General features: G+C 56.2%; 14 protein-coding genes. 1 reads left to right on the top strand and 13 read right to left on the bottom strand.

Features of this window, described 5'->3' with window-relative positions; translation table 11 throughout:
• Positions 1-39 precede the first annotated feature (39 nt).
• Positions 40-939, bottom strand: coding sequence for a phosphogluconate dehydrogenase (NAD(+)-dependent, decarboxylating) (gene gnd, locus BLO51_RS08445; RefSeq protein ID WP_090669734.1), 900 nt, complete (start codon positions 937-939; stop codon positions 40-42).
• Positions 940-1,117: 178 nt separating this feature from the next.
• Here gnd and BLO51_RS08440 point away from each other — a divergent pair, with 178 nt between their 5' ends.
• Positions 1,118-2,041, top strand: a complete 924-nt coding sequence (locus BLO51_RS08440; protein WP_217266704.1) for a hypothetical protein — start codon at positions 1,118-1,120, stop codon at positions 2,039-2,041.
• 25 nt (positions 2,042-2,066) lie between these two features.
• On the opposite strand, the gene BLO51_RS08435 is transcribed toward BLO51_RS08440, so the two are convergent.
• The 12 genes from BLO51_RS08435 to grpE form a co-directional block, all read right to left on the bottom strand.
• Entirely contained in the window at positions 2,067-2,669 is a 603-nt protein-coding gene (locus tag BLO51_RS08435; protein ID WP_090669727.1) for a nitroreductase family protein, read from the bottom strand.
• 150 nt (positions 2,670-2,819) lie between these two features.
• Positions 2,820-4,190 carry a class I SAM-dependent rRNA methyltransferase gene (locus BLO51_RS08430; protein WP_090669724.1) on the bottom strand — a complete coding sequence of 457 codons (1,371 nt, stop codon included), beginning with the start codon at positions 4,188-4,190 and terminating at the stop codon, positions 2,820-2,822.
• Between the two features lie 66 nt (positions 4,191-4,256).
• Positions 4,257-4,688, bottom strand: coding sequence for an NUDIX hydrolase (locus tag BLO51_RS08425; protein WP_025851299.1), 432 nt, complete (start codon positions 4,686-4,688; stop codon positions 4,257-4,259).
• A 136-nt stretch (positions 4,689-4,824) separates the two neighbouring features.
• Complete coding sequence (mtaB, locus tag BLO51_RS08420) at positions 4,825-6,231, bottom strand: tRNA (N(6)-L-threonylcarbamoyladenosine(37)-C(2))-methylthiotransferase MtaB (RefSeq protein WP_090669721.1); 1,407 nt, start codon at positions 6,229-6,231, stop codon at positions 4,825-4,827.
• Positions 6,232-7,008 (bottom strand): 16S rRNA (uracil(1498)-N(3))-methyltransferase, encoded by a 777-nt coding sequence (locus BLO51_RS08415; protein ID WP_090669718.1) that lies wholly within the window; start codon positions 7,006-7,008, stop codon positions 6,232-6,234.
• 133 nt (positions 7,009-7,141) lie between these two features.
• Positions 7,142-7,828: a site-2 protease family protein gene (locus BLO51_RS08410; protein ID WP_090669715.1), complete on the bottom strand. Its 687-nt coding sequence runs from the start codon at positions 7,826-7,828 to the stop codon at positions 7,142-7,144.
• 10 nt (positions 7,829-7,838) lie between these two features.
• Complete coding sequence (gene prmA / locus BLO51_RS08405; protein ID WP_090669712.1) at positions 7,839-8,819, bottom strand: 50S ribosomal protein L11 methyltransferase; 981 nt, start codon at positions 8,817-8,819, stop codon at positions 7,839-7,841.
• Between the two features lie 167 nt (positions 8,820-8,986).
• Positions 8,987-9,382 carry a hypothetical protein gene (locus BLO51_RS08400; protein ID WP_090669709.1) on the bottom strand — a complete coding sequence of 132 codons (396 nt, stop codon included), beginning with the start codon at positions 9,380-9,382 and terminating at the stop codon, positions 8,987-8,989.
• 21 nt (positions 9,383-9,403) lie between these two features.
• Entirely contained in the window at positions 9,404-9,562 is a 159-nt protein-coding gene (locus BLO51_RS08395; protein ID WP_090670055.1) for a YfhD family protein, read from the bottom strand.
• Positions 9,563-9,701: 139 nt separating this feature from the next.
• Entirely contained in the window at positions 9,702-10,817 is a 1,116-nt protein-coding gene (gene dnaJ, locus BLO51_RS08390) for a molecular chaperone DnaJ (protein ID WP_090669706.1), read from the bottom strand.
• 82 nt (positions 10,818-10,899) lie between these two features.
• Positions 10,900-12,747, bottom strand: coding sequence for a molecular chaperone DnaK (gene dnaK, locus BLO51_RS08385; protein ID WP_090669703.1), 1,848 nt, complete (start codon positions 12,745-12,747; stop codon positions 10,900-10,902).
• A gap of 69 nt (positions 12,748-12,816) precedes the next feature.
• Positions 12,817-13,425 (bottom strand): nucleotide exchange factor GrpE, encoded by a 609-nt coding sequence (grpE, locus tag BLO51_RS08380; RefSeq protein WP_090669700.1) that lies wholly within the window; start codon positions 13,423-13,425, stop codon positions 12,817-12,819.
• Positions 13,426-13,519: the final 94 nt, after the last annotated feature.

Here is a 13,519-nt window from a genome sequence, read left to right as displayed (position 1 = left end):
CACATAGTTACGAAACGAATCCATCAGGAAAAATCGATCTTACGAATTTCTTACGACTTCATGACCGCCAAATTCATTGCGCAAAGCGGCCACCACCTTGCCGTGGAACGTATCGTCTTCCATAGACCGGTATCGCATCAGCAGGGACAACGCGATGACAGGCGTGCTGATTTCCATATCGAGTGCCGTTTGAACCGTCCATTTTCCTTCTCCGGAGCTTTTCATAATTCCCCGAATCCCGTCCAGCTTGGGATCTTTGGAAAACGCGTTTTGGGTCAGCTCCATCAGCCATCCCCGAATCACCGAACCGTTCGCCCACACCCGCGCAACCTCTTCGTAATTGAAATCAAACTGACTTTTCGATAAAATTTCAAAGCCTTCTGCAATCGATTGCATCATGCCGTACTCAATGCCGTTATGGACCATCTTGAGAAAATGCCCGCTTCCGTGCCCGCCGGCATACAAATAGCCTTTGTCGACCGCGATGTCTTGAAAGAGCGGTTCAATGGTTCCAAACGCGTCTTGGTCGCCGCCGATCATGAAGCAGCCGCCGCGGGCAGCGCCCTCCGTGCCTCCCGATGTTCCCACGTCGAAAAAATGGACGCCCCGCTCCTTCAGCTTATCCGCACGAGCCACCGATTGCTTGTAGTGGGAGTTCCCGCCGTCAATCACGATATCCCCTTGCTCCAGCAGCGGACCAAGCGTGTCCAGCACCTGATCCACAATCGGACCGGCCGGAACCATGATCCAAACGATGCGGGGAGTTTCCAGCTTCTCTACCAGCTCGTTAACGGAAGCGGAAAGCTCTGCGCCACATTCTTGCAGTTTCTTTCCCGGTTCGGGATTGACGTCATACACCACCACCTCATGCTGCTGCTGAAGCAAATTTCGCACGAGGTTAAACCCCATTTTTCCAAGTCCGATCATCCCTAGCTTCATAATTATCACCCCAACAAATATTGTGTACTTGTATACAAGTATTCATGTGTTTAAAAATAATATACCTCGATCCCGCTTGTCTGTAAACTACGAATTGTTCTCCTCCTCTGTCTTGAGAGCATTGGATTTCGGAACACCTCCGTCTTGCGCCGGAACAAATGCCTTGCCCGTAGAACGTATGTTTGGTAAACTCGTGGTAAGATATAACAACGTAACGTTTGAAACGGAGGAATTTATTATGATGCCGCTTGCCGAACAAGACTGGAGGCGCGATGCGGCGGACGCCGCCTCCAGCGGCTCAGCTTCCGCCTTAACGGCTGTCCTGGGCCCGGTCCTCGGTACGCTGCCCGATAAACAAGCGCGCGCTGTCAAGCATCAAGCGCTGCAAGTGATCGAAGCCGCGCTGCCCGATCCGAAGCGGCTCGTCCGCTTGGCTTCCGGACTAGCGCAATCCGGGGACGAAACGGCGCAGGAGCTCGCCGTGTTTCTATTGTCCGGCCATTACACAGCCGCTCCCGACGAGACGGCCGAACGGCTGCGCATCTTGGCCGAAAGCCCGCACGCCACCGTCCGGCGCTGGACGGGCGAAGCCTGCGGAACGCTGCTGGTCAAGCAATTTCAGGCGTTTTATCCGCAGCTAGCCGCATGGTCTGCCTCGCCTATGCCGCACGAGGTCACAGCCGTCGCTCACGCCGTCCGGATCGCGGCAAAAACCCGTAACCCAGCATGGAGCCGGCCGCTGCTGGATTTGATCGAGCTGCTGATGTCGGGCACCCCGGTCTCCGCCGGAAAACCAATAAGCCCGCTCACGCTCGGTGAGGGGCTTCTCGCTTCGTACCCGGAGGAAACGGCTGCACGGCTTGACGTATGGATCGCCAGTGCGAAAGAGGCAGTCCGCATCCACGCGACGAATATGTATGCCTCAACCGCAGCGGCTGAGCATTGGGACCTTCTCGCGCCCGCCTTCGCCAAGCTGGAGCAGGATGTATCGCCGGCGGTCCGCAGAGCCGTTGTCCGGGCCCGCAAGCAGCTGCTGAAACGACTGCCTCCGGATCGGTCCGCCCCATCCGTTCAAGTCCGAAGTCAGACGGATTCGGAATAGCCCCTGCCAAGGTATGGGAAGCGGGTTACAGCTTGCTGTCGGCATCACCGGTCATCCATACCGTTTTGTCCGCTGCCGGACGGCGCTTGCCCTCGGATGGCGTCGACTCCGGAATGCCGACGTACACTAACCCTACGATGGCATCGGCTTCGCCGAGACTGAACGCCTGCTTCATCCGAGGGTGATAGGCCGTCTCCCCGGTCCGCCAGATCGCTCCAAGTCCGAGCGAGTGCGCCATGAGCAGCATATTTTGCACGGCGGCGTGCGCTGCGGCAAACTCCTCGATGCGGCTGACCCCTTTCGCCGTGGACGGAGACACGGCAACGGCGATCACCACCGGCGCACGGAATGCTTTTGCGCCCTGCTTCTCCCGCAGCTCCTCCAGCTCTTGCCCGGACACGCCAGCGGCCCCTTCGGCTGCAATATCCGCATACGCATCAGCCAACGCTTGCCGGCCGCTGCCGGTCATTACATAAAAGCGCCAGGGCTCAGTCGCATGGTGGCTGGGCGCCCAGTTGCCTGCTTTCAGCAGCTGCTCGATCAGCTCCCGCGCAATCGGATCGCTCTTGACGCGCCCTACGCTTCTCCGACCGCGAATCGCCTCGGTTAATGACATGTTCGAATTCATCTGACCAGCACCTCCGAAATCATCTTATGAAGAAGCTACCGCAAGGATCATAATACAACGGTCTCTCCGACGTCAAATCTATCGTTCAAAGAATCAAAAAACCTTAATTCGGGCGTGTACCGAACTAAGGCTTGTTCCATGGCGATTCTGTTATCGTTTGCTGCGGACCTCAAAAATAGCGAACTTCAAATAGTTGCCTTCCTCCACACCGAGAATACGGGGATGGTCCTTGCCGGCATTGCGGAATTCGATCAAGCGCAGCGTTTTGCCCGCATCGTAGGCGGCCGCGTGGATCGTTTCGAGGAACAGCTCCGGCTTCATATGGTAAGAGCAGCTAGCCGTCACCAAATACCCGCCTTCGTTTACCAGCTTCATGCCGTGCAGGTTAATATCCTTGTAGCCGCGGCAAGCCCCTTCGACCGCGCTCCGCGACTTGGCGAAAGCCGGTGGGTCCAAAATGACCACGTCCCACGTTCTGCCTTTCGCGGCAAGAGGCACCGACGTATCGACCTTTCGTTCGCCCGGTTTTCCCCGCTCCTGTCGCAGCTCCAAGCCGCGAGCCTGCTCGCGTAGATAATCGAACGCGTCGGCGACAACGAACTCCACCCGGTCGCTGAAACTGTTCAGCTCCACGTTCCGCTTGGCCGTCTCGATGGCATGCTCGGAAATGTCGAGGCACGTTACTTTTTTAGCGCCGAATTGGCATGCATGAAGCGTAAAGCTGCCGGTATGTGAGAAACATTCCAGCACCGTCGCACCATCCCAATAAGGAAACGTCACTTCGCTGCCGTTCCGGTTGATCGGCACGCGCTTTACCGTCCCGTCGTCCAGCACCCGCTCTTGCAGTTCAATGCCGCCCCGATGGCCCCAGCCCTTCATGAGCGGTTCCAAGGCGGCCCGGTTTTCCCGCTGGTCGAAAAAATAACCGGTCTTCTGCCCCTGCGCAATATCCACTTCCAGAACGATCCCGTTCTCGCGGATCGTGACATGCTGGGGGCATTCGCCGTACAGCACGCCGGTACGCTGCTCCAAACCTTCGAGCTCCCGCACGGAGACGTCGCTGCGCTCGTAAATGCCGGCCGGCTGCATGACCTCCACCAACGCGGAGACAATCGCCTCCCGCACCCGCTCCATGCCAAGCGTTAAAATCTGGACCACCAGCACGTCCTCAAACTTGTCCACGATCAGGCCCGGCAGGAAATCTGCCTCGCCGTATACGAGCCGGTACGACCCTGCGTTCGGCAAAAACCGTTCCCGGTGCTCCTTGCATTCTTGAATCCGGCGGACAAAATAGGCGTGCGTCATTTCTTCCATCGGTTCGTAGGAAACAATCCGCACGGTCAATTGCGAAGCCGGATTATAATACCCGGTCGCTAAATATTGACCGGCGTACGTATGTACGGATACGAGCCCTCCCGCCGGCGCTTCGCCCTCCACGCGTTCGATTTCCGAGCGGTACACCCATGGGTGGCCTTCTTCCAATCGTTTTTTTCTTTTTTTCTGCAATACGACGACAGCCATGCCGAAGTCCTCCCAATGTTTAGTACGATTAGGTGCCGCTGAGCCCCCGCTTCAGGTCAAATCCGGTCATTGCCCGTTCACTTCATAGCCCAGCGCATTCAGCGCCTTTTGCAAAACGGAATCGTTGTTCCCGTATCCGGAATGCGTCTGCTGATGCCATGCCTCAAGCGGATGAAGCCATTCGACGCCGCGAATTTCCTCGACCTGCGCCTGCAAGGTGCCTCCGGTCGCTTCCACAAGAAAATAGTGGACCTCTTTGTCGATGACCCCGCCGTTCATGGCGAATTGGTACGTGATCGTCTCCAGCGGACGCACGATGGTTCCCGTAATTCCCGTTTCTTCGAGAATTTCGCGCAGCGCCGTTTGCTCTATCGTTTCCCCGGCTTCCATCTTGCCTTTCGGCAGCGTAATTTTGCCGTACCGGTCCTGGATCATTTGCACCTGCACGTCGTTTCCGATTTTGCGAAACACTACGCCTCCCGCCGAAATTTCCTTCATCGACATCACCCTTTCCTATTGGAAATCGAAAGGACTTCACCCGGCGGACGCAGGCGGTCTTACCGGCGGCTTGAATCATGGATGCCGCAGGAAAACGCGCCTGCTTATCGTCGAATGAAATCCTTCGTTCTTCAGCTTATACGATCGCTTTAGCCGCTTGTCCCGGAATCGTCTCTACCGAAACGTCCGTGCCCGTCGCTCTGGACGACAGGTGAACGGCTCCCGCTTCGGGGGCGCGGACAAGCTGGCCGCGGCACTCGTTGACTCCGGCTTCGGTGACCTTCACCCGGCACACTTGGCCGATCCAGTCCTCGCTGCCTTCGAACACAAGCTGCAGGTAGTTGTCCGAATAGCCCATGAGCAGGCCGCTTCCCGGCTGACCCTTGTAGTCCCGCTCCGGAATGACCTCCAGCACTTGGCCAACAAACGTCTCCGCGTAGCTGAGCTGCATCCTTTCGGACAAATCGATCAGTTCGTGCACGCGGGCGTTTTTGATTTCCTCGTCAATCTGATCCTCCATCCGCGCGGCCGGCGTACCAGTCCGCTTGGAATACGGGAATACGTGCATTTCCGAAAATTTCATCTGTTCCATAAATTGGTAGCTGCGGCGGAACATCTCATCCGTCTCCCCTGGGAAACCGACAATAACGTCCGTCGTAATCGCGACGCCCGGCATAATCCGGTGAATATGCTCGATTTTGGAAGCAAATTGCTCCGTCGTATATTTCCGCCGCATCCGCTTAAGCACCTCGTCGTCTCCAGCCTGCAGCGGAATATGCAAGTGACGGCACATTTTGTCCGAGGCTTGCAGCACCTCGAGCACCTCGTCCGTAATTTGGCTCGCTTCGATCGAGCTGATGCGAATCCGCTTCAGGCCGTCGACCTTGTCCAGATCCCACAGCAGCTTGGCGAGGCTGTAATCCTCCATATCTTCCCCGTAGCCGCCGGTATGAATCCCCGTCAGCACGATTTCCTGATAACCGGCGTCCACGAGCATGCGGGCTTGATTCAGCACGCTTTGCGGCTCGCGGCTGCGCATGAGGCCCCGCGACCACGGAATGATACAGAAGGTGCAAAAGTTGTTGCAGCCCTCCTGAATTTTCAGGAAAGCGCGTGTACGATCCGAAAAATCCGGCACGTCCAGTTCCTCGAACGCGCGTGTTTTCATAATATTGCGCACCGCGTTAATCGGCTGACGTTCCTGCTCCAGCTGTTTCACGTAAGGCATGATTTTGTCCCGGTCCTGCGTTCCGATGACCAGATCGACGCCCGGAATCGCCAAGATTTCGGCCGGCGACGTCTGCGCGTAGCAGCCGGTCACCGCGACGATCGCTTCCGGGTTTCTACGAATGGCGCGCCGAATCATCTGGCGGCTTTTTTTATCCCCCGTGTTGGTCACCGTACAGGTATTGACGACATAGACGTCGGCTGCCGATTCGAAATCAACCTGCTCGTAGCCTTCCTGTTTAAACAGCTGCCAGATCGCTTCCGTATCGTAGAAGTTGACTTTGCATCCAAGCGTATGAAAAGCGACGGTTGCCATTTATTGTTCTCCCCCCATCTCTCCGGATTCGTATAAAATGCATGTGAGTCCGACCAAGGCGGCCGTCTCTGTCCGTAAAATTCGTTTGCCCAAGCCGACCGCCACGCAGCCGGCCGCCTCCGCCTCCGAGACTTCCCGCTCGCTGAACCCGCCCTCGGGTCCTACGATAAGCATCAGCTTGACGCGGCTTCCTTCGGCCCGGTCACTTCTCCACGAAACCGCTTCTCGTATCGCCCGGCGAAGCTGCTGCGCGTCCTGCTTCTCATAGCAGATCCAGGCGGCATCCGCCTCCGAAGCCGTCCGCAGCAGCTCCTTCCACGAGAGCACGGACTCAACCGCGGGAACGCGGTTGCGGTGCGCCTGCTCGGCTGCTTCTTTAGCAATTTTCTGCCAGCGTTCAAGCCGCTTGCCTTCCTTTTTGCCGTCCAATTGAACGACCGTGCGCTCTGAAACGAACGGCAAAAAACGGACTGCGCCGATTTCCGTCCCTTTCTGGATGACAAGCTCCATCTTGTCCCCTTTGGGCAGGCTTTGAGCAATCCATACGTCAACCACCGCTTCGTTCTCCATCGGCAGACGGTCCACAATATCCGCCGTCACCTGCCGGTCCTCCAAAGAACGAATGCGCACAAGCGCCTCCCGGCTTAGGCCGTCGCTTACAATGCACGTATCTCCCGGCTTCGCCCGCATCACGCGAATCAAATGATGCGCATCGTCCCCGGTTATCGTAACCACAGCATCCGCAAATTCGTCCGGATGAATGAAATATCGCTGCATTCCGTATCCTTCGCTTCCACAAAAATAGGTTGACCGCTTATACGAGACGTAGAAACGGTCATCCTCCATCATACACTTTTTTCGTTCCAAACGCCAGTTTCTGATGAAAATTAACCAATTCTACCGAAAACGGTCACACCCGGATGCCTACCCCGAAAATCAGCTGCGCTACGGAATCGAACGCCTTAAAAATCGGCCCTTGCAGGGCAAAGATCGGCCCGAGCGTAACTTGCCGGATCGGCGGAATAAAGAACATCAGTAAAATCGCGTAAAACAGCCACTGCTCGTAAGGCTTGATCTTCATCATGATTCTTCGCGGCAGCAGATCCTCCACGATGCGGTAGCCGTCCAACGGTGGGAATGGAATCAGGTTGAGTATGAACAAGAAAATATTCATCAGGACCATCTGAGTGAAAAACAGTTGAATTGCCAGGCTTACCCCTTGCGACGTTCCGGTTAACGCGCCCATACGGATCAACGCATAGAACAGGATCAAGCTAACGAAAGCAAGCACCAGATTGCTGAGCGGCCCGGCTAACGACACGATAATGCCCATCAGCCGAGGCTTTTTGAAATGGCTGCGGTTAACCAGAACCGGCTTCGCCCATCCGATGCCGACGACCAGAAAAAAGATCATCCCCAGCAGATCGAGATGTACGCGCGGATTCAGAGTAAGCCGCCCCATCGACCGCGGCGTCGAATCGCCGAACCGGTCGGCGAAATAAGCGTGCGCGAATTCGTGCACGGTAAAGCTGATCAACAGCACAAGGAAAACAAACGGCATTTGCTCCAGCGGGTACGCGAAAAAATTCCAATTCATGTCCGCTTACCTACGGCTTTCTGACGACGAGCACAACCCAATCCTGCTCCTCGGTTTGCTCGATCAACTCGAAGCCGGCTGAGGTCAACGCTTCTTCCACCGCCTGCTGCTTGCTCTTGATCACGCCGGATACGATATAGCGTCCGCCCGGCTCCAGCACCTCGTACACGTCTTGGACGAACAGCAATATAATTTCGGCCAAAATGTTCGCTACAACGACCTGCACGGGCAGTTTGACGCCGAGCGCGCCGCTTCCGGTCGCTTCCGCTTTGTGCTCGTTAAGCACCTGCAGCAAGTCGCTCAGCTTCACGGTGATCTGCTGATCCAGCCCGTTCAGATGCGCGTTCTCCGTCGCGCTGGACACGGCCACCGGATCGAGGTCAAGCGCCAGCACATGCTTCGCGCCCAGTTTGGCGGCCGCAATGGCCAAAATGCCCGAGCCGGTGCCGACATCGATCACGTCCTCGCCGCCTTGGATCACACGTTCGAGAGTGCGCAAGCAAAGCGAGGTCGTCGCATGCGTGCCCGTGCCGAAGGCCATTCCGGGGTCCAGCTCCAAAATCAGCTCGGCCGCTTCCGGCGTATACTCTTCCCAGGTCGGCTTAATCGTCAGCCGGTCCGTTACGCGCAGCGGCTTGAAGTACTGCTTCCAAGCGTTCGCCCAATCCTCGTCGTCCACATCCTTCAATTCGTAGACAGGATTCCCGGTATCGATATCGTATTCCGCAAGCTGATCGACGGACCGCTTCAGTTCCTCCAGAATCGCTTCCATGTCGGTCCCTTCGGCGAAATAGCCTTTAATGACGGCCCGGCCTTCCGGGATATCGTTCAGCGGCAGATCATACCATTGCCCGAGCGACGTATCCCTCTGCTTGTTAAGCGTTCCGGACTCCTCAATCGATACCCCGCCCGCGCCAAACTCGTGTATAAAATTCGAAATCATCTCGATTGCTTCTTCTGTCGTATGTACCGTTAATTCATGCCAACGCACCGGGTATTCCCTCCCATATTTTGCTTATGCAAGCACACGTAAGTCCTAGTATACAACAATTACGGGCGCGGGTAAAACGGCTCGGCCGCATACGAAAAACGGTTCCCTGCATGTCGGACATGCAAAGAACCGTTATCACTGGCTGCGAATGCCGCCTTTGCCGGGCTTCAAATGTTACCGCCCGCCTCGCGGATGACTCGCAGCGCTTGGTCGTAGGTCGCTTCATCCAGAACGACCGTCAGCAGAATGTCCCGGCGCGTCATATCCTCCGGGTCCGCTGCCAACAGCTCTCTACTGCCGTCGGCCATGCCGCTGGCATCCACATCGACGGCGGTCAATATCCGCGCATCCTGACTCATACCGGACCCGCCGAGCGTTAAATAGGCCAATCCCGGAAAATCGCTGTTGCTTAAAGGATTGAACGTTTCCTCCACGCCATGTCCCGGATACTCCCCGAATTGATCGATTTGAATATCGGCGGCACGCAAGGCTTTCAGCTTCGGCAAGCAGCTCTCCGCTTGCTGTCTGGATTGGAAATAAGCCAAGATGCTTTTTTCAGCCATAAAAAAAATTACCCCGCTTCCCTACGCTTGCCCTTGTTGTCTCTCATCGGCATCCGCCGCACGCTCGCGCGCTTCGACGTCCGCTTGATCCGCCAATTCGGAAGCAAATTCGACGTCTTCGTTTTTGGCGATGGGAAGCTGCCGATTCGCTTGATTGGCCTGACGTTCATTTTCGCTCATGTCTGTATCCTCCTTCACGTTGTACATTCGGTTTGGATAACCACCTCCTGTATTATCCGCCAATGGAACGGAAAATATGCAAAAAAGCACAGCAGCGAAAAAAAATCGCCGCCGTGCCTGCGTATGCCTGTTGAACTGCTTATTCGCCTAAAAAGGCCTTTTTCATCCGGTCGAAAATCGATTCATTTTGCTCGTGCGTATGCTCACCGCTGAGCCGTGCGAATTCGCGCAGCAGCTCCCGCTGCTCGTCGTTCATGTTGGTTGGCGTGACGACGACCACCTTCACGTGCTGATCGCCTTGACCGTACCCGCGAAGCCGCGGAACGCCTTTGCCTTTCAGACGGAAATACGTATCCGTCTGCGTACCGGCCGGAATTTTCAGCTTCACTTTCTCGGTCAGCGTCGGAATTTCGATTTCGTCCCCAAGCGCCGCTTGCGCGAACGTCAGAGGCACTTCGCAATAAATGTCGTCGCCTTCCCGCTCGAAAAATTCATGCGATTTGACGCGAATCACGACGTACAGGTCTCCCGGAGGACCTCCCCGCGTCCCTGCTTCGCCTTCTCCCGTTACGCGAAGCTGTGCCCCATCGTCCACGCCCGCCGGAATGTTCAGGCTGATCGTGCGCTGCTTCTTGATTTTCCCCGAGCCATGGCACGTTCCGCATTTGTCTTTGACGGTTCTTCCCTGTCCTTGACAAGCGGAACACACCCGGCGGTTGACGATTCGCCCGAAAGCCGTATTTTGTACGACTTCCTGCTGCCCCGACCCGTGACAGACGCCGCACGTTTCAGGCTTCGTTCCCGGCTTCGCGCCGCTGCCGTGACACGTATCGCACGTTTCCGTGCGAGGAATATTGATTTCGGTTTTTTTGCCGAATACCGCTTCCTTGAATTCGACGGTCAGCGTATATTGCAGGTCGCTGCCCCGCTGCGGCGCGTTCGGGTTGCGCCGCTGGCCGCCGCCGAAGAACATGTCGAAAATATCGCCAAATCCGCCGAAGTCGGCGCCGTTAAAGCCACCGCCCATGCCCTGATTCGGGTCAACATGGCCGAAGCGGTCGTACTGCGCTTTCTTCTGATCGTCGCTCAGCACGTCGTACGCTTCCTTCGATTCTTTGAACTTGGCCTCCGCATCGTCCGCCTTGTTCACGTCCGGGTGGTATTGGCGGGCGAGCTTACGGTAAGCTTTCTTGATATCCTCTTGGGAAGCGTCTTTGCCTACGCCAAGCACTTCATAGTAATCGCGTTTACTCATCGTTCCACTCCCACTCCCCGGGCGACAAACGGAAAGTCAAAGCCGAATGCCGGCTTTGACTTCCTGCTAACCGCAAGGGTTATTACTTCTTCTTCTCGTCGACCACTTCGTAATCCGCGTCTACCACGTTGTCTTTGCCTTTGGCCGCGCCTTGCGCGCCTTCGGCATCTGCGCCGCCGGCCGCTTGAGCCTGCTGCGCCGTCTGTTCGTACAGCTTCGTGGAAAGCTGCTGAACGATCTGCGTCAGCTCCTCGGTCGCTGTTTTGATCTCGAAAAGGTTGTCGCCTTCAAGCGCTTTTTTCACTTTGTCTTTCGCCGCGTTCGCCTTGTCGATTTCAGCCTGATCGACTTTGTCGCCCAGATCTTTAATCGTCTTGTCAACGGAATAAACGAGCTGATCCGCCTGGTTGCGGGTTTCAACAATGTCCTTGCGCTTGCGGTCTTCGTCGGCATGCGATTCCGCGTCCTTCATCATGCGGTCAACTTCCTCATCGGACAGACCGCTGGAAGACGTGATCGTAATTTTTTGGCTTTTGCCTGTGCCTTTATCCAGTGCGCTAACGTTGACGATACCGTTGGCATCGATGTCGAACGTAACTTCGACTTGCGGCACGCCGCGCGGCGCGAGCGGAATATCGCCTAAGATGAAGCGGCCCAGCGTTTTGTTGTCGGCCGCCATCGCGCGCTCCCCTTGCAGAACGTGGATTTCCACGCTCGGCTGGTTGTCCGCGTAAGTGGAGAACACCTGCGATTTCGTTGTCGGAATCGTCGTGTTGCGGTCGATCATTTTTGTAAATACGCCGCCTGCGGTTTCGATCCCCAAGGACAGCGGAGTCACATCGAGCAGCACGACGTCTTTAACGTCGCCCGTCAGTACGCCCGCTTGCACGGCAGCGCCGAGCGCGACGACTTCGTCCGGGTTAACGCCTTTGTGCGGCTCTTTGCCCGTCAGCCGTTTCACGGCTTCTTGAACGGCCGGAATCCGCGTGGAACCGCCGACCAATACGATTTTGTCGATTTGGTTCGCGCTAAGGCCCGCATCGCTCAGAGCTTGACGAGTCGGTCCCAGCGTTCTTTCCACCAACTCAGCAGAAAGCTCTTCGAATTTGGCGCGGGTCAGGTTCATCTCCAAGTGCTGCGGCACGCCGTCCACAACCGTAATAAACGGAAGGGAGATTGTCGTCGTCATAACGCCGGACAGCTCTTTTTTCGCTTTTTCGGCAGCGTCTTTCAGACGTTGAACGGCCGCTTTGTCTTTGCTCAAATCAATGCCTTGCTCTTTTTTGAACTCAGCCACGAGGTGGTCGATGACCACTTGGTCGAAATCGTCGCCGCCCAGACGGTTGTCCCCGCTGGTCGCTTTAACTTCGAAGAAGCCGTCGCCAAGCTCCAGAATGGAGACGTCGAACGTACCGCCGCCAAGGTCGTATACGAGAATCGTTTGGTCTTCGCTTTTCTCCATCCCGTACGCGAGAGCGGCTGCCGTCGGCTCGTTCACGATCCGCAGCACTTCGAGGCCCGCAATTTTACCTGCGTCCTTCGTCGCTTGACGTTGGCTGTCGTTGAAATAGGCCGGAACGGTAATAACGGCTTGGGTGACCGGCTGGCCGAGGTAAGCTTCCGCATCGGCTTTCAGCTTTTGCAGAATGATCGCCGAAATTTCTTGCGGCGTGAACTCTTTGCCGTCGATTACTTCTTTGTGGTTTGTCCCCATATGACGCTTGATGGAGATGATCGTACGGTCAGGGTTCGTAATGGCTTGGCGCTTCGCCGTTTCGCCGACGACGCGCTCGCCGTCTTTCTTGAAGCCTACGACGGAAGGAGTCGTACGGTTGCCTTCCGGATTCGGGATAACGACGGCCTCGCCGCCCTCCATGACGGCTACGCAGGAGTTCGTCGTCCCAAGGTCGATACCGATTACTTTACTCATGAGGGTTAGCCTCCTTAATTTCGCTGTGCTTTGTATGGGTATACGCTTATCGCGTTCATAATTTATGCTTTATGAGCTCACTTTGACCATTGCAGGTCGGATGACTTTATCTTTCAGCAGGTAGCCTTTTTGCACTTCTTCCGCGACGATGCCTTCCTCGTACTCATCGGATTCCACCTGCATGATGGCTTGATGGTACTCGGGATTGAAAGGTTGACCTACCGCTTCCATCTTTTGCAAGCCTTCGCTCGTCAGCACTTGCTCCAGCTGGCGGAAAATCATATCGATCCCTTTCGCCAAAGCTTCGTAATCGCTGCTGTCCTTGCTGACGGCAAGCGCCCGGTCGAAGTTGTCGACCACCGGAAGCAGCTGCTCGATCAGCTTGAACGAAGCGTATTTGGCAAACTCTTCTTTTTCCTTTTGCGTGCGGCGTCTGAAGTTGTCAAAATCAGCCTGCGCCCTCAAAAAACGCTGGTGATTTTCCTCCGCTTGTTTTTTGAGCTCTTCCACTTCCGGATGGACTGCCTCCTGAGCCTCCGATTGGCTGGTTGCCTGTTCTGTGTCGGCAGCGCCTTCGGCCGATGCTCCGGCGTCATATGTAGCTCCGGCTTCTTGCTCCTTGGTTTCGACGTCCGTCTCCGGGCGTCCGTTCGCTTGATCTTTTTGTTCCGCGTTCAATTGTGTCACCTCCTTAACCGAATCTGCCGTCCGGCCTCTCTATCTCTACTTATTGTAACCATCCCTCGCGGCCGGGAAACGCTCGGCATGCTTG

It is taken from the genome of Paenibacillus tianmuensis, from assembly GCF_900100345.1.
GTDB lineage: Bacteria > Bacillota > Bacilli > Paenibacillales > NBRC-103111 > Paenibacillus_G > Paenibacillus_G tianmuensis.
This window is presented reverse-complemented; position numbering and strand designations above follow the sequence as displayed.